This window comes from Variovorax humicola, assembly GCF_037889915.1.
In the GTDB taxonomy this organism is placed as follows: Bacteria; Pseudomonadota; Gammaproteobacteria; order Burkholderiales; family Burkholderiaceae_C; genus Variovorax; species Variovorax humicola.
This window is the reverse complement of sequence record NZ_JBBKZV010000007.1, coordinates 173,654-190,917: the sequence shown is the minus strand read 5'-3', so window position 1 is coordinate 190,917 and position 17,264 is coordinate 173,654. Positions and strand designations below refer to the sequence as shown.

At 66.5% G+C, this 17,264-nt stretch carries 16 protein-coding genes; 14 read left to right on the top strand and 2 right to left on the bottom strand.

The features are described 5' to 3' along the window. Nucleotides 1–13 precede the first annotated feature (13 nt). The 10 genes from WKW80_RS14965 to WKW80_RS14920 are packed head-to-tail and all read left to right on the top strand — an operon-like array spanning nucleotide 14 to nucleotide 9,960. Nucleotides 14–862, top strand: coding sequence for an FAD binding domain-containing protein (locus WKW80_RS14965; RefSeq protein ID WP_340364355.1), 849 nt, complete (start codon nucleotides 14–16; stop codon nucleotides 860–862). Beyond that, nucleotides 862–1,371 carry a (2Fe-2S)-binding protein gene (locus WKW80_RS14960; protein WP_340364354.1) on the top strand — a complete coding sequence of 170 codons (510 nt, stop codon included), beginning with the start codon at nucleotides 862–864 and terminating at the stop codon, nucleotides 1,369–1,371. The genes WKW80_RS14965 and WKW80_RS14960 overlap by 1 nt, the downstream gene beginning before the upstream one ends. Beyond that, entirely contained in the window at nucleotides 1,368–3,707 is a 2,340-nt protein-coding gene (locus WKW80_RS14955) for a xanthine dehydrogenase family protein molybdopterin-binding subunit (RefSeq protein WP_340364353.1), read from the top strand. The genes WKW80_RS14960 and WKW80_RS14955 overlap by 4 nt, the downstream gene beginning before the upstream one ends. A 14-nt stretch (nucleotides 3,708–3,721) precedes the next feature. Further along, a complete protein-coding gene (locus WKW80_RS14950; RefSeq protein ID WP_340364352.1) occupies nucleotides 3,722–4,588 on the top strand; it encodes an alpha/beta hydrolase in 867 nt (288 codons plus the stop codon). 8 nt (nucleotides 4,589–4,596) lie between these two features. Further along, nucleotides 4,597–5,796 (top strand): amino acid ABC transporter substrate-binding protein, encoded by a 1,200-nt coding sequence (locus WKW80_RS14945; protein ID WP_340364351.1) that lies wholly within the window; start codon nucleotides 4,597–4,599, stop codon nucleotides 5,794–5,796. Between the two features lie 21 nt (nucleotides 5,797–5,817). Beyond that, nucleotides 5,818–6,726, top strand: a complete 909-nt coding sequence (locus tag WKW80_RS14940) for a branched-chain amino acid ABC transporter permease (protein ID WP_340364350.1) — start codon at nucleotides 5,818–5,820, stop codon at nucleotides 6,724–6,726. A 4-nt stretch (nucleotides 6,727–6,730) separates the two neighbouring features. Further along, nucleotides 6,731–7,672, top strand: coding sequence for a branched-chain amino acid ABC transporter permease (locus tag WKW80_RS14935; RefSeq protein ID WP_340364349.1), 942 nt, complete (start codon nucleotides 6,731–6,733; stop codon nucleotides 7,670–7,672). Further along, nucleotides 7,669–8,397, top strand: coding sequence for an ABC transporter ATP-binding protein (locus tag WKW80_RS14930; RefSeq protein WP_340364348.1), 729 nt, complete (start codon nucleotides 7,669–7,671; stop codon nucleotides 8,395–8,397). The genes WKW80_RS14935 and WKW80_RS14930 overlap by 4 nt, the downstream gene beginning before the upstream one ends. Next, entirely contained in the window at nucleotides 8,394–9,116 is a 723-nt protein-coding gene (locus tag WKW80_RS14925; protein WP_340364347.1) for an ABC transporter ATP-binding protein, read from the top strand. Before WKW80_RS14930 ends, WKW80_RS14925 begins: the two co-directional genes overlap by 4 nt. A 10-nt stretch (nucleotides 9,117–9,126) precedes the next feature. Further along, a complete protein-coding gene (locus WKW80_RS14920; protein ID WP_340364346.1) occupies nucleotides 9,127–9,960 on the top strand; it encodes an alpha/beta fold hydrolase in 834 nt (277 codons plus the stop codon). A gap of 13 nt (nucleotides 9,961–9,973) precedes the next feature. Here WKW80_RS14920 and WKW80_RS14915 read toward each other — a convergent pair whose 3' ends face one another. After that, the gene (locus WKW80_RS14915; RefSeq protein ID WP_340364345.1) at nucleotides 9,974–10,822 is read right to left on the bottom strand and encodes a DNA ligase; all 849 of its coding nucleotides are present in this window, start codon (nucleotides 10,820–10,822) and stop codon (nucleotides 9,974–9,976) included. A gap of 73 nt (nucleotides 10,823–10,895) precedes the next feature. Next, the gene (fabI, locus tag WKW80_RS14910) at nucleotides 10,896–11,687 is read right to left on the bottom strand and encodes an enoyl-ACP reductase FabI (protein ID WP_340364344.1); all 792 of its coding nucleotides are present in this window, start codon (nucleotides 11,685–11,687) and stop codon (nucleotides 10,896–10,898) included. A 38-nt stretch (nucleotides 11,688–11,725) separates the two neighbouring features. Here fabI and WKW80_RS14905 point away from each other — a divergent pair, with 38 nt between their 5' ends. The 4 genes from WKW80_RS14905 to WKW80_RS14890 are packed head-to-tail and all read left to right on the top strand — an operon-like array spanning nucleotide 11,726 to nucleotide 17,206. Beyond that, complete coding sequence (locus tag WKW80_RS14905) at nucleotides 11,726–13,522, top strand: extracellular solute-binding protein (protein WP_340364343.1); 1,797 nt, start codon at nucleotides 11,726–11,728, stop codon at nucleotides 13,520–13,522. Between the two features lie 3 nt (nucleotides 13,523–13,525). After that, a complete protein-coding gene (locus WKW80_RS14900) occupies nucleotides 13,526–14,560 on the top strand; it encodes a microcin C ABC transporter permease YejB (RefSeq protein WP_340364342.1) in 1,035 nt (344 codons plus the stop codon). Between the two features lie 16 nt (nucleotides 14,561–14,576). Beyond that, nucleotides 14,577–15,596, top strand: a complete 1,020-nt coding sequence (locus WKW80_RS14895) for an ABC transporter permease (RefSeq protein ID WP_340364341.1) — start codon at nucleotides 14,577–14,579, stop codon at nucleotides 15,594–15,596. Beyond that, the gene (locus WKW80_RS14890) at nucleotides 15,593–17,206 is read left to right on the top strand and encodes an ABC transporter ATP-binding protein (protein WP_340364340.1); all 1,614 of its coding nucleotides are present in this window, start codon (nucleotides 15,593–15,595) and stop codon (nucleotides 17,204–17,206) included. The genes WKW80_RS14895 and WKW80_RS14890 overlap by 4 nt, the downstream gene beginning before the upstream one ends. The last annotated feature ends 58 nt before the right edge of the window (nucleotides 17,207–17,264 follow it).

Here is a 17,264-nt window from a genome sequence, read left to right as displayed (position 1 = left end):
TGAGGAGAGCATCATGAGCAACTCGACGGGACTGTGGCGCCCCACGAGCGTGGAAGAGGCGGTCAGGCTGCTGGCCGACGAGCCGGACGCCAAGCCGATCTCGGGCGGGGCCACGCTGGTGGCCATGATCAACGCGCGCGTGCTGGAGCCGCAGATGCTGGTCAGCCTGGCGGATATTCCAGAGATTCGCGGCATCGCCGTCCTGGCGGATGGCCGCATCCGCATAGGCGCCTTCACGCGCCATCGCGAAACCGCTGCTTGTGAGCTGCCCTTGGGTGCATCGCGCGTGGTGCCGCACGCGGCCTCGCAGATCGCCAATGCCACGGTGCGCAACATGGGCACCATCGGTGGCTCCATCTCTTTCGCGGATCCAGGGCTGGACTATCCGCCCGCCCTGGTGGCGGCGGGTGCGGAGGTCGAGGTGGCGGGCGTCGGCGGCCGCCGCACACTGCGCGCGGAAGACTTCTTCCTGGATTGGTACACCACTGCGCTGGAGCCCGGCGAAATTGTCTGCGCCGTGTTGCTGCCGAGGCCGGCTGGCGGCACCGGCTACTACCTCAAGCATGCGCGCGTGGTCGGCGACTACGCCACCGCGTCCGTCGCGGCGGCCGTCAATGGGGCAGGTGGTTGGCGCGTGGCTGTCGGCGGCTGTGGCCCGTGCCCGCTGCACAGCGATGCGGTGGACGAACTGCTGTCGCGTGACCGCAGCGACGCCGCGCTGGCCGATGCCGGCGCGCAGCTGCAGGAACTCGCCGACCCGCTCGACGACGTCCGAGGCAGCGCCGACTACCGCCGCCTGCTGATCCCTCGCATGCTGGCGACGGCGGTGAAGACTGTTCAAAACGATTCGGGAGCCAAGTGATGCAAGCCACATTGACATCGGTCGCCGCCCAGGCGGTGACGCTCAAGGTCAACCGGACCGAGGTGGTGGCCCAGGCCGCACTGACCGATACGCTGCTGAGCACGCTGCGTTCGGACCTTGGCCTCACTGCCGCCAAGCGCGGCTGCAACCAGGGCGTGTGCGGCGGCTGCACCGTCATGGTCGACGGCAAGACTGCGCGCGCCTGCCTGACGCTCACGCAGAACTGCGGCTCCAGCGAGATCACCACGCTCGAAGGCCTGCGCGAAGACCCGGTCATGAACGCCTTGCAGCATGCCTTTGCCCACGAGGGCGGTTTCCAGTGCGGCTTCTGCACGCCGGGCATGCTGATCAGCGCCTATTCGCTGCTGCGCGGTACACCCGATCCTACCGATCAGGACGTGCGCGCCAACCTGTCGGGCAATCTTTGCCGCTGCACGGGCTACGCCTCCATCATCAGCGCCATCCGGGCCGCGGCTGCGGCACTGAAGTCCGCGGGAGGCTCCCAATGAAAGCCGCTGCCGCCTGGGACTTTTCCGCCGTCGGCCTTTCGTTGCCGCAGGGCGAAAGCGCCGAGAAGCTCGACGGATCCGCCCAGTACATCGCCGACCTCGCGCGCCCCGGCATGCTGCACGGCGCGATCCTGCAAAGCCCGCATGCGCATGCGCGCATCGTGTCGTACGACATCAGCGAGGCGCTCGCGCTGCCGGGCGTGCGCGCCATCGTTACCGGCGACGACATATCCGCCGATCACCGGATGGGCGCCTTCATCAAGGATGAGCCTGCCATGGCGAAGGGCAAGGTGCGCTACGTGGGCGAGATCGTTGCTGCCGTCGCGGCCGACACCGAAGCCATCGCGCGGCAGGCCACGCGCCTGATCCGCGTCGACTACAAGAGCCTGCCTCCGGTGCTCGATCCACTGACGGCGCTGGAGCCCGCCTCGGCGCTGGTGCACGAGAACACCGCCAGCTACGTCACCCATTTCGACGCAGGTACCTCGGGCAATCTGTGCTCGCGTACCGAGCTGAGCCAGGGCGATGCCGACGCGGCCTGGGCGGGGTGCGACTTCGTGGTCGAGAACACCTTCCAGACGCAGGCGCAGGCCCACCTGTCCATGGAGCCTTGCGGCGCGCTGGCCGAAGTCGACGCGGCCGGCCGCGTCACGCTGTGGTCGGCCAACCAATCCGTGTTCCGGGTGCAGGCCAGCGTTTGCGAGAGCCTGGGGCTGCCGATGACGCGGCTCCGATGCCTCACGCCGCGCATCGGCGCGGGCTTCGGCAACAAGATGGAAGCCCACGTGCAGCCGGTCACGGTGCTGCTGGCGCTCAAGGCGAAGAGGCCGGTCAAGATCATCCTCAGCCGCGAGGAGGATTTCGAATCGGTCCGTGCCCGCCATCCCTTCCACATCCGCATGCGCACCGGCGCCCGGCGCGACGGCACGCTGGTGGCGCGAGAGGTGGAGCTGGTGCTCGACGGCGGTGCCTATGGCGATGACAGCCCGGGCGTGCTGGGCTACGCGCTGCTCATGAATTGCGGGCCGTATCGCATTCCCAACGTGCGCGCGCATGGCCGCGTGGTCTACACCAACAAGTTGCGCTTCGGTGCCATGCGCGGCTTCGGCGTGCCGCAGGTCACGTTCGCGTCCGAGCAGCAGCTCGATGAACTGGCCCGGCTTGCCGGCATGGACCCCGTGGCCTTCCGCCGGCACAACATGCTCGCGCCGACGGACACCTGGTTCGGCGGACAGGCGCTGACCTCCAACGGCCTGGCCGAATGCGTGGACACTGTTCAGCGTGCGTCGGGCTGGAGCGAGAAACTGGCCCGCGGCGGCGTCGCCGTGGGCGGTCGTCGGCGCGGCATGGGCGTGGCCCTGTCGGGCCACATCAGCGGCCTGTTGGCCTCGGGCGCCATCGTGCGGATGCTCGAAGACGGCAGCATCGTGCTCAACACCGGCGCGGTGGATATCGGCCAGGGCTCCAACACGGTGCTGGTGCAGTTGTGCGCCGAGGCGCTGCGCGTGCCGTTCGAGCGGGTGGCCATCGCCAGCCCCGACACCGACGGCTCGCCCTACAACTGGGGCACGACCGCCAGTCGCGTGACCTACGTGACCGGCAACTCGGTGGTCAAGGCCGCCGAAGAGGTGGTGCAGAAGCTCAAGGTGCATGCAGCCGAAATGCTGGAGGTGTCGGTCGAGCGGATCGAGCTGCGCCTGGGCGGCTGGCTGGGCCCGGTAGGCGAGGAGCGCCAGGTGAGCTTCGCCGAGGTCTCGGGCCGGGCGCATTGGGCCAGGGGCGGGCCGATCATCGGTTCGCACAGCTGGATCTTCGACAAGCCCACACTGGACCCGAAGCGCGCCGCCGCGCTGGGCCTGCCTTTCCCGCAGATCGGGATCTTCAGCTTCGGCGCGCTGGTGGTCGAGGTGGAAGTGGACGAGACCACGGGCAAGGTCAAGGTGCTGGGCGCCTGGTCGGCGTGCGACGTGGGCCGTGCCATCAACCCTCTGTCGGTCAAGGGCCAGATCGAGGGGGCATTCGTCCAGGGCATGGGTTATGCGCTGACCGAGGAAATGGTGTGGGATGGCGGCCGCCTGGCCAACCCCAGCCTGATGGACTACAAAATCCCGACCTTCGCCGAGCTGCCTGCCACGCTGCAGTCCTTCATCGTCGAGTCGGGCGAGCCTACCGGTCCCTTCGGGGCCAAGAGCGTGGGCGAGATTGGTATCAACACCGTGGCCGCGGCCATCGCCAACGCGGTGTCGCATGCGCTCGGCGGCGCGCGCGTGCGTTCATTGCCACTGACGTCGGAGCGGGTGCTGGGCGCCCATCTGTCGGCCAGCGGCCAGGCGTGAGGGAGAAGGAGAACATGGATCTGAATCACTACGCTCCGCAGGAGCCGATGTCGCCGATTGGCGCGGCGTATCACCAACGCGTCATGGCGCAAGGCCAGGCTGTACAGGGGCTCGAGTTCTCCTACGGAGCTAACACCTATCAGTCACTGACGGTTTTCCCCGCGCAAACTCCCACGGGTGAGGTGCTGGTGTTCTTCCACGGCGGCGGCTGGACCAATGGCTACAAGGAGTGGATGCACTTCATGGCCCCTGCGCTCGTCGCGTGTGGCGTCACGCTGGTGTGTCCCGGATACCGGCTCGCGCCCGGGCACGTCTTTCCCGCGTGCCGGGATGACGCCGCCGACGCCGTGTCGTGGGTCGCCGCGAACATCGGCCCCCATGGCGGCGACCCGCAGCGGTTGTTCGTCGGCGGCCATTCGGCAGGAGGGCACCTGGCGGCGCTGCTGGCCGTCACGCAGGGTTGGCGGACGGCGCGCCAACTGCCGCCGCAGGTGCTGCAGGGATGTCTGCCGGTTTCCGGCGTGTACCGCTTCGGCGCGGGAAGCGGCCTGAGCATCCGGCCGCGCTTCCTGGGGCCGGCCGACGACGGCGCGGCGGAGCACGAGGCATCGCCGGTGCGGGTGTTGACGCCCGCGGCTTGCCCGTCCTTCTTCATCGCCCACGGCGAGAAAGACTTCCCGCACCTGGTCAGCCAGGCGCAGGAGATGTGCCATGAACTGGAGCGGCGAGGCGTTGCCGTCGAGCGCATGGTGCTCAAGAACTGCGACCACTTCGACGCCAGCCTGGCGTGCGGTGTGGAAGAGGCAGACGGCTGGCCCGAAAGGGCGGCCACCTGGATGCGCCGCACCGGCAGATTCGACCAACAAAACCCACCTCAATGAGACATACCATGAACCTGTTCCATCTCACGCGCCGCGCCGTCTCCACCGCAATTGCCGGCGTGCTGTTGAGCAGCATGGCCGCCGGCGCCCTGGCGCAGGGCGCGCCCGCCGTCCGCCTCGGCTTCTCGATGGCACGCACTGGCATGCTGGCCAATGCCACGCCTTCGCAGCTCAACACCTACGAGCTGTGGCGCGAACAGGTCAACGCGCGCGGTGGCCTGAACGTCGGCGGGGTCATGCGCAAGGTTGAATTCGTCACCTACGACGACCAGTCCCGTCCCGACCAGGCCGTTCGCATCTACGAGAAGCTCATTACCGACGACAAGGTGGACCTGCTGCTCGCGCCGTGGGGCACGCCATTCCACATCTCCATTGCGCCGGTGCTGGAGAAATACAAGTTCCCGATGGTGGGCAACACCGCTGCCTCGGTGGCGCTGCGGCAGGTCAAGCCGGGCTACATCTGGTTCCCGACCTCGGCCATTCCTGACCGGCTGGGCAGCGAACTGGCTGCCATGCTCAAGGCCCAGAACGTCAAGAGCGTGGCGGTGCTGGCGAACGTGCTGCCCTTCACCAAGGAAATCAAGACCTTCCTGGAACCCGAGCTCAAGAAGGCCGGCATCGAGGTCAAGCTGTCCACCGACTATCCGCCGGACATCAAGGACATGACCTCCACGCTGACCCAGGTCAAGCAACTCAACCCCGATGCCGTGATCGCGCTCGCCTACCCGGGCGACTCGGTGCTCTATGCCAAGCAGGCCAAGGAACTGGGCATCGCCAGCCCCTACCAGTTCGTGGCCGTCGGGCCCAGCGATGCCTTCTTCCCCAAGGCCGTGGGCGCCAGCTCCACCGAAGGCGTAATCACCATCGCCCACTGGGCGCCCAAGGCCGAGTGGAAAGGCTCGCAGGCCTTCTACGACGCCTACGTCAAGAAGTTCGGCGAAGAGCCCGACTACCTGAACTCCTCGCTGGCCTGGATGTCGCTGGAAATCCTGGAAACCGCCGTGGCCAAGAACGGCCTGGACAAGGCCAGGATCCGGGAGCAGATCAGCACGGACACCTTCCAGACCATCAACGGCCCGGTGCGCTTCAACGGCGTCGAGAACGCCATCACCCCGACCGCCTTCGTGCAGTACCAGAAGGGAAAGATGCAGCTCGTGTGGCCGCAATCCATGGCCACCGGTCCGCTGCAGACCAAGAAGGCCTGGTAAGTCGGAACGGCAACTGCGCACATGTCATTCATCGACATCCTGCTGTCCGGGCAGTTGCTGTTCGCGGCGCTGCTGGCGGGCTCCCTCTACGGACTGGTGGCCCTGGGCCTGAATCTGGTCTACGGCACCATGCGCATGCTCAACGTGGCACACGGCGACATCGTGATGCTCGGCGCCTACGCGGCTTTCGTGGCCTACAGCGCGCTCGGTATCGCGCCGCTGTACGCCATGCCGCTGGTCGCGCTGGGCGGCGCGGGCCTGGGCTATCTGATGTACCGGACCTTCTTCAAGCGCCTGCTGTCGAGCCAGCGCAACGGCGGCGGCAACCGCATGGAAGGCAACTCGCTGCTGCTGTTCTTCGGGCTGTCCATCGTCATCCAGAACATCATGGCGCTGGCCTTCTCGCCCAACTCGCAGGCCTACAGCTACCTCGACCAGGTCCTGCACGTGGGCAATGTCTCCATGACGGGCAACCGGCTGCTGGCGCTGGCCGTGGCTGGCGGCGCCTGCCTGGCGGTGGCGCTGTTCCTTCGCCGCAGCGTGACCGGGCTGGCCATGCGTGCATTGATTGAGCGGCGCGAGGCGGCCTATGTGGTGGGTGTGGACGTCAACCGCGTGCAGTGGCTGAGCTTCGCGCTCGGCTTCGGCAGCGCGGCGCTTGCGGGCGCGCTGATATCCATGCTGGAGCAGTTTTCGCCCTTCGTGGGTTTTCCGCTGACCATCGCGGGCTTCATCGTGATCATCATGGGCGGCCTCGGCAACCTCATGGCGGGGCTGGCGGCGGCGCTGCTGCTTGGCGTCATCGAGACCTATGGCGTCGCCCTGACCTCGGCCACCTTCCGCTCCGTGCTGCTGTACGGGGTGTTCGTGCTGGTGCTGGTGCTGTTCCCCAACGGCTTGCTGAGCCGCTCTGCGGTGGCACGGAGATAAGCGCATGAACCTTGGCAACAACAAATCCGTGCTCGCGTTCGTCGCGGCGTTGCTGGCGCTTGGCGCGCTGCCCTGGGTTGGCAACGACTACCTGGTCGGCGTGGGCCTCACTGTGCTGATGTGGGTCGCGCTCACGCAAAGCTGGTGCGTGCTGTCGCAGCTCACGGGCTACGTATCGCTCGGCCTGGTGGTCTTCTATGGCCTGGGTGCCTATTTCGTGGTCGTCACCTGGCAGGCATTGCCGCTGTGGATCGCCATCCCGCTGGGCGGGCTCCTCGCAGCGGCGTTTGCCTTCCTGGTGGGGCTGCCGGTCATGCGGGTGCGGGGGCCCTATTTCGTGATCTTGACCTTCGGCCTGGCTGAGTTGGTCAAGTACAGCATCATGACCTACGAGTCCGCAGCCGGCATTGCCAGCCGCATCCTGTTCGGTGCGCCGGATCTGTGGGTGATCTACCTGCTGATGCTGGCGTTGGCCGCGGCGGCCGTTGTGCTGCTGGCCTGCGTGAGCCGTTCGCGCTTTGGCCACGGCCTGCGCTCGCTGCGCGAGAACGAGGAAGCCGCGGAAACGCTGGGCGTCCCGGTGGCGCGCTTCAAGCTGGCCGCCTTCGTTCTGTCGGCGCTGATTCCGGGGATGGTGGGCGGCGTGATGGCGCTGCGTTCCACCTATTTCGTGCCGGGTCAGGTGTTCGATCCCATGATTTCCGTGACCGTGATCGCCATGGCATTGCTGGGCGGCGGCGATGACGAAAAAGGCCCGCTGCTGGGCGTGGTGTTTCTCGCCTTGCTGTCCGAACTGCTGTGGGCGCAAGCGCCGCTGCTCTACATGATCATTCTGGGCCTGATCCTGGTGGTGTTCGTGCTGCTCGTCCCGAATGGCTTGTGGGGGCTGCTGGTGGAGCGCCGCGGCAAGGCGTCGACTGCGGCCCGGCTGAAGGTGTCTCCATGAGCCTGCTTTCCGTGCGCAACCTGGGCCGGCGCTTCGGCGGCTTGCTGGCCGTCAACGATGTGTCCTTTGAAGTTCAGCGCGGCCAGATCGTGGGTGTCATGGGCGCCAACGGCGCCGGCAAGACCACGCTGTTCGCGCTGATCGCGGGCAACATCCCGCCCACCAGCGGCGACGTGCTGTTCGACGGCCGTTCGCTCGCCGGCCAGCGCCCCGATCAGGTATGCCGTCTCGGCGTGGCGCGCACCTTCCAGATCGTCAAGCCCTTCGGCGGCCTGACGGTGCTGGAGAACCTGCGCACCGCGGCGCTGTTTGGCAAGGCCGCCATGCGCCACGCGGCCGAGGCCGACCAGGCCAACCTGCGGATCCTCGAAGACGTGGGCCTGGCGCCCATGGCCCGCCAGTTGGCCTCCACGCTCACGCTGTCTGGGCAGAAGCGGCTGGAGATCGCGCGTGCCATCGCCACCGGCGCCGACCTGGTGCTGCTCGACGAAGTCATGGCCGGCCTGACCCCCACCGAGGTGGGCCAGATGCTGCAGACCCTGCGCCGCCTGCATGCCGAGCGCGGACTCACGCTGGTCGTGATCGAGCACGTCATGCGCGCCCTCATGGAGTTGAGCGACCACATCGTGGTCCTGGACCACGGCGAATTGATCGCCCAGGGCACGCCCGAGGAGATTGGCGCCAACCCCAAGGTGCTGGCGGTGTATTTCGGAGAAGGCGAATGATGCGGAACACCACCATGCTGGAGGTGAGCAACGTCGCGGCGGGCTATGGCGCCTCGGAGGTGCTGCATGGCCTTTCGCTGGGGGTCGGGAAGGGCGGCGTGACAGCTCTGCTCGGGGCCAATGGCGCGGGCAAGACCACGCTCATGAAGACCCTGGCGGGCCTGCTGCCGTTGCAGCGCGGCCAGCTCCGCCTGAACGGCGCGGACATCTCGCACCGCGAAAGCCACGAGCGCGTGGTGCAGGGCATGGTATTGGTGCCGGAAGGCCGCATGGTCTTCCCGAGCCTGAGCGTGCGCGAGAACCTGCGCTTGGGCGGCATCAACCCGCGCACCCGCGCGCGCTGGCGCCAGAACATGGAGCGGGTGTATCACATCTTTCCCAAGCTGCAGCAGCGCGAGGCGCAGGCCGCTGCGACGTTGTCGGGCGGCGAGCAGCAGATGCTGGCCATCGGCCGCGGCCTGATGGCCGAGCCGCAACTGATGCTGCTCGACGAACCCACGCTGGGCCTGGCCCCGCTGGTGGCCAAGCAGATCTTCGAACTGGTGGCGCGCCTGCGCAACGAGGGCCTGACCCTGCTGCTGTCCGAGCAGGACGTGCGCAAGACCCTGGCCGTGGCCGACTACGCCTACGTGATCGAGAACGGCCGCGTGGCCACCCACGGCCCGAGCGACCAGCTGGCCGACGACCCCCGAATCAAAGAGGCCTACCTCGGGCGCTGACGACCTTGACATGAACAAAACCATCCACATTCCCGGTGCGCCCCGGCTGGCGCTCGACGTTGCGGGGCAGGGCCCCCTGGTACTGTGCCTGCATGGCATCGGTGGTAACCGGACCAACTGGCAGCCACAGTGCGAGGCCTTCGCCCGCAACCACAGCTTCGCCGCCTGGGACGCGCGCGGCTACGGCTTGAGCGACGACTACGAGGGACCGCTGGCCTTCGACGATTTCGTTGCCGACGTAATACGCGTGCTCGACCACTTCCGGGTGCGGCAAGCGCACCTGGTGGGCTTGTCCATGGGCGGGCGCATCGCCATGCGAACCGCCTTGCTGCATCCCGATCGCATTGCAACGCTGACGCTGGTCGACACCCACGAAGGCTTCAGCGCCTTCACGCCCGAGCAGCGCCAGGGCTTCGTGGACAGCCGGCGTGCGCCGCTGCTCGCCGGCAAGGAGCCGAGCGACATCGCAGGGCCGGTGGCCCGCTCGCTGGCCGGCCCGAAGGCCACGCCTGAACAAGTGCAACGCCTTGTCGAAAGCATCGCGGCGCTGCACAAGCACTCCTACATCAAGTCGCTGGAAGCTACGGTGGCGCAGGTGGACCTGGGCGACATCTCGCAGATCAAGGCGCCGGCCCATTTCATCGTGGGCGCCGACGACCCGCTGACACCCCCGGCCATGCACCACGAAATGGCGGCCAAGCTGGGCGGCGCGCCGGTGACGGTGCTGCCCGACGCGGGGCATCTGAGCAACATCGAGAACGCCGCCGCCTTCAATGCCGCCGCGGTCACCTGGTTGGCGCCGTTGCGGCACCGTGCCGACGTGCCGCAGGGGTGGCCTGTCTGAACGGACGCGCCAGCTACTTCGGCACGTCCGCGCGCACGCGCATGAACCGCGCGAACCTCGGCAATCCGCTGGGGTTCTTGCCGTTGTAGCGGTAGGTGACCCAGGCGCCGATCGCCGGTGGATCTTCGCGCTCGGCATCGGTGAATCCGCTGCCCAGCTTGAAACGCTGGCCTTCGGGCGTTTCGACCACCAAGGCGCCGAGCCGGCCGGTGTGCTTGCCCTTGCCCGGCACGACGCCGACCACACGCGCATCCGCATCCTCGAAGGGCTTGAACTTGAGCAGGTCCGTGGTGCGCTCGCCGCGATAGAGCGAGTTGCCCTTGTGCAGCATCAACCCTTCGCCGCCGAGCTTGATGGTCTTGTCGAGCAGCGCTTGCAGGTCGGCGTGCGTCGTGGCGCGTTGCTGGGCCACCGGCACCAGCCATGGCGCCGCGGTGATCGGCAGCAGCTTTTTCAACGCAACCAGCCGCGCGTCGAAATCACCCGGCTGCATGGGCAGGTCGAACACCATGAAGTGCATCTCGCGCCACGGCGCGTCGCTGGGCGACTGGCTGCGGACCGTCGATACGGCCAGGTTGAACTTGCCGCGGCCCGCCCAGAGCTCGCCGTCCATCGGTGTGCTCGGCATCGGCGCGGTGAACCAGGCCGGTGCGGCGATGGGCTCACCGTTGCGGGTCCAGAACTGCTTGCCGTCCCAGTAGCCGCGAACGCCGTCGTATTTCTCGCTGACCCAGTAGCCTTCGAGCGGCATGCCGCGCCGGTACACGTCGGCCAGCATCAGCGCGCGGGGCGCCGCGAGCGCGGGCGCAGCGAGACAGGCCGCCAACACGCTCAAGGCGAGGAAGTTTCGCCGTTTCAACATATTTCCCTTGAATCCGATGGCCACTGGCGCCCATTGGCGGGCGCTGCAGGCTCTTGTCGTGATGACTTGAAAATCAGGCGGCCGGTTCCGTGAGGCCGCCCACGACCTGGCTGAAGCCGCCGTCGACATACGTGATCTCCGCGCTCACGCCGCTGGCCAGGTCGCTCAACAGGAAAGCCGCCACGTTGCCGACTTCGTCGATCGTCACGTTGCGGCGCACGGGCGCCGTCCTGGCCACCCCCGACAGCATCTTGCCGAAGTCCTTGATGCCGCTGGCCGCCAGCGTCTTGATCGGACCCGCACTGATGCCGTTGACGCGCATGCCCCTGGGGCCAAGCGATTCGGCCAGGTAGCGCACCGAAGCTTCCAGGCTTGCCTTGGCCAGTCCCATCGTGTTGTAGTTGGGCAGGGCACGTATCGAGCCCAGGTAGGTGAGGGTCAGCAGCGCCGACTTGTCGTTGAGGTAGGGAAGAGCAGCCTTGGCCATCGCCGGGAAGCTGTACGCACTGATGTCGTGCGCGATCTTGAATCCCTCGCGCGAAAGCCCTTCGAGGAAGTCGCCGGCAATCGCTTCGCGCGGCGCAAAGCCGATGCTGTGCACGAAGCCGTCGAACTTGGGCCAGGTTTGCGACAGGTCCGAGAAGAGCTTGTCGATCTGCGCGTCGTCGCCCACGTCGCAATCGAAGATGAGCTTCGAATCGAAGTCGGCAGCGAATTCGGTGATTCGGTCCTTGAAACGCTCGCCGACATAGCTGAATGCAAGTTCAGCCCCCTGCGCGTGGCATGCCCGGGCGATGCCGTAGGCAATGGAGCGATTGCTCAGCACGCCGGTGATCAGGAGTTTTTTGCCAGAGAGAAAGCCCATGGTTGTTGCCTCGTTGAAATCTTGGGCAGAATTCTCGCATGCGAGGTTGGCTGCTCTGTGTGTTGGCTCTCTTGGCGGCTCCCTCGTGGGCCGCCCATGCCTATGCGCAGTTCGGCGACGTCAAGTACCCGGCGGGGTTCACTCACTTCGACTATGTGAATCCGGATGCGCCCAAGGGCGGCGAGATCCGCCTGGTGCCGCCCACGCGCCCCACCAATTTCGACAAGTTCAACCCGTTCACGCTGAAGGGTACGCCGCCTTATGGCCTCGGCGTGCTGATGTTCGAGAGCCTGCTCACCGGCAATTCCGAGGAGCCGACCACGGCCTACGGGCTGCTGGCCGACGACGTGGAGGTCGCGGCCGATCGCAGGTCAGCCACGTTCAGGCTGAATCCGAAGGCTCGCTTCAACGATGGTTCACCGGTGCAGGCCGCCGATGTGGTGCACTCGTTCAGCACGCTCAACAGCAATCTCGCGGCGCCCCAGTTCCGCACGATCTATGCCGAAGTGCAACGTGCGGTCGCCGTCGACGACCGCACGGTGCGCTTTGACTTTACAAGCCCGAACCGCGAACTGCCGCTGGTCGTGGGTGGCATGGCCGTGTTCAGCCGCAAGTGGGGCGCGGGCAAGCCCTTCGACCAGATCACGAGCGATGTGCCGATCGCCTCCGGCCCTTACAAACCCGCGAGCGCCGGACTGGGGCGCGACATCACCTATGTGCGGGACCCGAAGTACTGGGGCGCCGAGTTGCCGGTGCGCAAGGGACAGTTCAATTTCGACCGCGTCACCTTCAAGATCTACCTCGACGACACGTCCCGCTTCGAGGGTTTGAAAGCTGGCGAATACGACTTCATGCGTGAATTCACCTCCCGCAACTGGGCGAGGCAGTACACGGGCAAGCAGTTCACCTCGGGCGAACTCAAGAAGCAGGCCTTCGTGAACCGCAACCCGGGTGACTTCCAGGGTTACGTGTTCAACGTGCGCAACCCGAAGTTCAAGGACATCCGCGTGCGCCAGGCGATCGGCCTTGCCATGGATTTCGAGTGGCTCAACAAGCAGCTCTTCTACGGGCTCTACAAGCGCGTCCAGGGCTACTACCCTAACAGCGAGTTCCATGCCGAGGGCGAGCCCAAGCCCGATGAATTGGCGCTGCTCGAGCCGCTGCGCGACAAGCTCCGGCCCGAGGTGTTCGGCCCTGCCGTGATATCGCCCAGCACTGCGCCGCCCGGCAGCCTGCGCGAGAACCTGCGCAAGGCGAGGGCGCTGCTCGAGCAAGCTGGCTGGAGCTACCGCGACGGTGCCCTGCGCAACGCGCAGAACGAGCCCTTCACGATCGAGTTCCTGAACGACCAGCCTTCGCTGATCCGCGTGGCAACGCCGTTCCAGACCGCGCTGCAGAAGCTCGGCATCGCGATGACTTTCCGTACGGTCGACTTCTCGCTGTCGCAGCAGCGCATGGACAACTTCGAGTTCGAGATGACCTCGCTTCGACTGCCGGGCAGCACCTCGCCGGGTGGCGAATTGCTCGAATTGTTCGGATCGAAGGCGGCCGAGACCAAGGGCTCCTCGAACATCTGGGGCATCGCCGATCCGGCGGTCGACGCGCTTCTGCAAAAGGTGGTGGGCGCCACCACGCGGCCGGAGCTGGGTGCCGCCCTGCGCGCGCTCGACCGCGTGCTGTCGCATGGCTACTACTCGGTGCCACAGTACTATGGCGACGAATTCCTCATCGGCTACCGGCCGGCCCCTTTCGTGCTGCCACCGACCGTGCCGCCGTATTACCAGCCGGACACCTGGGCGATGAGCACCTGGTGGGCATCGGCTTCCAACAAATAGCGCATGGCCAGCTACATACTCAAACGGCTGCTCTTGATGGTGCCCACGCTCCTCGGCGTGTTGCTGGTGACTTTCGCGGTGATCCAGTTCGTGCCGGGCGGCCCGGTCGAGCAGATGGTGGCGCAGTTGCAGGGCCGCGACTCCGGCGGCGAGCGCGCTGCGTCGAGCGGCGCCGGCTATCGCGGGCGGCAGGGGCTGGACGAAAAGCGCATCGAGGAAATCAAGCAGCTCTACGGGTTCGACAAGCCCGCCCCCGAGCGTTTCTGGCTGATGCTGAAGTCCTTCGCGCGCTTCGACCTGGGCCAGAGCTTCTACCAACGCAAGGCGGTCTCGCAACTGGTCAAGGAGAAGCTGCCGGTGTCGATCAGCCTCGGTCTCTGGACCTTCTTCATCAGCTACCTTATCGCCGTGCCGCTGGGGGTGGCCAAGGCGGTGAGGGCGGGTTCGCGCTTCGATTTCGTCACCACGCTGATCGTGCTGGTCGGCTATGCCATACCGGGCTTTGTGCTGGGCGTTGCCTTGCTCGTGGTCTTCGGCGGGCAGTTGCAATGGTTTCCCCTGCGCGGCCTGATCTCGTCGAACTGGGACACGCTGAGCTGGGGCGCGAAGGTGGTCGACTACCTCTGGCACATTGCCTTGCCGGTCACGGCCATGGTGCTCGGCAGCTTTGCGGTGACGGCGATGCTCACCAAGAACTCGTTCCTGGAGGAGATCCGCAAGCAATACGTGCTGACGGCGCGCGCCAAGGGCCTCGCGGAACAGCAGGTGCTGTGGAAGCACATCTTCCGCAACGCGCTGATCCCGATCATCACGGGCTTTCCGGCGGCGTTCATCGGCGCGTTCTTCACCGGCTCGCTGCTCATCGAGACGTTGTTCTCGCTCGACGGACTCGGCCTGCTGAGCTACGAGAGCGTGATCCGGCGCGACTATCCGGTCGTGCTGGGCACGCTCTACCTGTTCACGCTGATCGGGCTGGTGACCAAGTTGATCAGCGACCTCTGCTATGTGTGGGTCGATCCGAGGGTGAAGTTTGACTAGCCCGGCGACAACGTCGTTGAGTCCTGGCAGGCGAGCCTGGCTTCGCTTCAAGCGCAACCGGCTTGGCTACTGGAGCCTGCTCATCTTCACGGTGCTGGTGGTGTCGAGCCTGTTCGCCGAGGTGCTGTCGACCGACAAGCCGCTGATCGTGCGCTATGAAGGCGCAACCTATTTCCCGGTGCTGCGCGACTATTCCGAAAAAACCTTTGGCGGCGACTTCGAGACGCCGGCCGACTACCTGGACCCCTTCATCCACGAGCGCATCACGCAGGGTGGAAACTGGGCCGTCTACGCGCCCAACCCCTACGGTCCGAAGACGCTCAACTACTTCGCGACCTCGCCGAACCCCGCAGCGCCGTCGCGCGAGAACTTCTTCGGCAGCGACGACCGCGGCCGCGACCTGCTGGCGCAGTTGATCTACGGCTTTCGCGTCAGCGTGCTGTTCGCGCTGGCGCTGACTTTCATCGGCGTGGTGCTGGGCGTGATCGCGGGGGCCATCCAGGGCTTCTTCGGCGGCAAGACCGACTTGGCGTTCCAGCGCTTCATCGAGATCTGGGGCTCGATGCCGGAGCTCTACCTGCTCATCATCTTCAGCGCGATCTTTGCCCCGAGCGTGGCGTTGCTGCTGGTGCTGCTGAGCCTGTTCGGCTGGATGGGCCTGTCGGACTACGTGCGTGCCGAGTTCCTGCGCAACCGGCAGATGGACTATGTTCGCGCTGCCCGCGCACTCGGCGTCGGCAACCTGCAGATCATGTGGCGCCACATCCTTCCCAACAGCATGGTGCCGGTCGTGACTTTCCTGCCGTTCCGCATGAGTGCGGCGATCCTGGCGCTGACCTCGCTCGACTTCCTCGGCCTCGGCGTGCCGCCGGGCACACCATCGCTCGGCGAATTGCTGAGCCAGGGCAAGGCCAACATCGACGCCTGGTGGCTCTCGCTGTCGACCTTCGGTGTACTGGTCGTCACGCTGATGCTGCTGACCTTCATGGGTGACGCGCTGCGCGATGCGCTCGATCCCAGAAAGATGGACAAGTGACAAAGCCCCTGCTCGACGTGAAGGGATTGCGCGTTGCCTTTGGTGGCAAGGAGGTCGTCCATGGCATCGACTTCCAGATCGCCGCCGGCGAGAAGCTTGCGCTGGTGGGCGAATCAGGCTCCGGCAAGACGGTGACCGCCTTGTCGTTGCTGAGGCTGGTGCAAAACGCCGATCTGAGCGGCATTGCAACCTTCCACGGTGAAGGCGGCAATTCGCGCGACCTGCTGTCCTTGCCGGAGCAGCAACTTCGCGGCATCCGCGGCAAGGAGATCGCGATGATCTTCCAGGAGCCGATGACCGCGCTCAATGCGCTTTACCCCGTCGGAGACCAGATCGCCGAGGTGCTTGAACTGCACGAGGGCCTGTCGAAGCGCGATGCGCACGCAGCCGCCGTGAAGCTGCTGGCGGAGACCGGCATCCCCGAGCCCGAGCGGCGTGCGTTGTCGTTCCCGCACCAGCTGTCGGGCGGGCAACGGCAGCGCGCCATGATCGCGATGGCGCTGGCCTGCAAGCCGCGCCTGCTGCTGGCCGACGAGCCGACCACCGCACTCGACGTGACGGTTCGCGCGCAGATCCTGGCGCTGCTGGCCGACCTGCAGGCCAGGCATGGCATGGCGGTGCTGCTGATCACGCACGACCTGAACCTGGTTCGCCGCTTTGCGGATCGCGTCGCCGTGATGGAGAACGGCCACGTCGTCGAGCATGGGCCGGTGCAGGCGGTGTTCGAGGCCCCGCAACACGCGTACACCCGCAAGCTGATCGACAGCCGCCCCGAGCGCGACGTGGTGCCGGCGCGCGGGGAGGGCGCCGCAGCGGTATTGCAGGCCAACGGGCTGCGGGTGACGTACCCGGTGCCGTTGCCCGGCGTGCGCGGCTGGTTCGGCAAGGGCGCATTCGTTGCCGTGCAGGGTGCGGACCTGGCGATTGCGCCGGGCCACACGCTGGGCGTGGTCGGGGAATCAGGTTCCGGCAAGTCGACGCTGGCGCTCGCCGCGCTCGGCCTGCTGCGCCATGACGGCGCGCTGCGCATTGCGGACAAGCAATGGACCGGCAGTGGCAGTGCTGACCGTGCCTTGCGGCGCGTGATGCAGGTGGTGTTCCAGGACCCGTTCTCCTCGCTCTCGCCCCGCATGACCGTCGAACAGATCGTCGGAGAGGGTCTGAAGGTGCATGAGCCCGCGCTGGACACTGCCGCGCGCCGCGTGCGCAGCCTGGCCGCGTTGAACGACGTGGGTCTGACGGAGGCCCAGTTCCCGTCCTTGCTCGACCGTTATCCGCACGAGTTCTCGGGCGGCCAGCGCCAGCGCATTGCCATCGCGCGGGCGCTGATCGTCGACCCGCGACTGCTCGTGCTCGACGAGCCGACCAGCGCGCTCGACGTCACCATCCAGAAGCAGGTGCTTGGCCTGCTTCAGCGCCTGCAGCGAGAGCGTGGCCTGAGCTATCTGCTGATCACGCACGACGTCGAAGTGATCCGCGCGATGGCGCACGAGGTGATCGTGATGAAGGATGGCGCCATCCTCGAAGCCGGCCCGGTCGACCAAGTTCTCGACGCCCCGCGACACCCCTACACGCGCCAGCTGGTCGCAGCGGCGTTGATCGATTCATGAGGGTGAAGGTTTCGCATTGACCGGCGACGCGGCAAGCAGACACGGTGCGTGGCGCGCC

Bases quoted from the DNA above. Each gene is read 5' to 3' on its own strand.
- WKW80_RS14920 (WP_340364346.1), top strand. From the start codon at position 9,127: ATGAACAAAACCATCCACATTCCCGGTGCGCCCCGGCTGGCGCTCGAC.
- WKW80_RS14925 (WP_340364347.1), top strand. From the start codon at position 8,394: ATGATGCGGAACACCACCATGCTGGAGGTGAGCAACGTCGCGGCGGGC.
- WKW80_RS14935 (WP_340364349.1), top strand. From the start codon at position 6,731: ATGAACCTTGGCAACAACAAATCCGTGCTCGCGTTCGTCGCGGCGTTG.
- WKW80_RS14955 (WP_340364353.1), top strand. From the start codon at position 1,368: ATGAAAGCCGCTGCCGCCTGGGACTTTTCCGCCGTCGGCCTTTCGTTG.
- WKW80_RS14900 (WP_340364342.1), top strand. From the start codon at position 13,526: ATGGCCAGCTACATACTCAAACGGCTGCTCTTGATGGTGCCCACGCTC.
- fabI (WP_340364344.1), bottom strand. From the start codon at position 11,687: ATGGGCTTTCTCTCTGGCAAAAAACTCCTGATCACCGGCGTGCTGAGC.
- WKW80_RS14945 (WP_340364351.1), top strand. From the start codon at position 4,597: ATGAACCTGTTCCATCTCACGCGCCGCGCCGTCTCCACCGCAATTGCC.
- WKW80_RS14930 (WP_340364348.1), top strand. From the start codon at position 7,669: ATGAGCCTGCTTTCCGTGCGCAACCTGGGCCGGCGCTTCGGCGGCTTG.
- WKW80_RS14915 (WP_340364345.1), bottom strand. From the start codon at position 10,822: ATGTTGAAACGGCGAAACTTCCTCGCCTTGAGCGTGTTGGCGGCCTGT.
- WKW80_RS14950 (WP_340364352.1), top strand. From the start codon at position 3,722: ATGGATCTGAATCACTACGCTCCGCAGGAGCCGATGTCGCCGATTGGC.
- WKW80_RS14965 (WP_340364355.1), top strand. From the start codon at position 14: ATGAGCAACTCGACGGGACTGTGGCGCCCCACGAGCGTGGAAGAGGCG.
- WKW80_RS14940 (WP_340364350.1), top strand. From the start codon at position 5,818: ATGTCATTCATCGACATCCTGCTGTCCGGGCAGTTGCTGTTCGCGGCG.
- WKW80_RS14905 (WP_340364343.1), top strand. From the start codon at position 11,726: ATGCGAGGTTGGCTGCTCTGTGTGTTGGCTCTCTTGGCGGCTCCCTCG.
- WKW80_RS14960 (WP_340364354.1), top strand. From the start codon at position 862: ATGCAAGCCACATTGACATCGGTCGCCGCCCAGGCGGTGACGCTCAAG.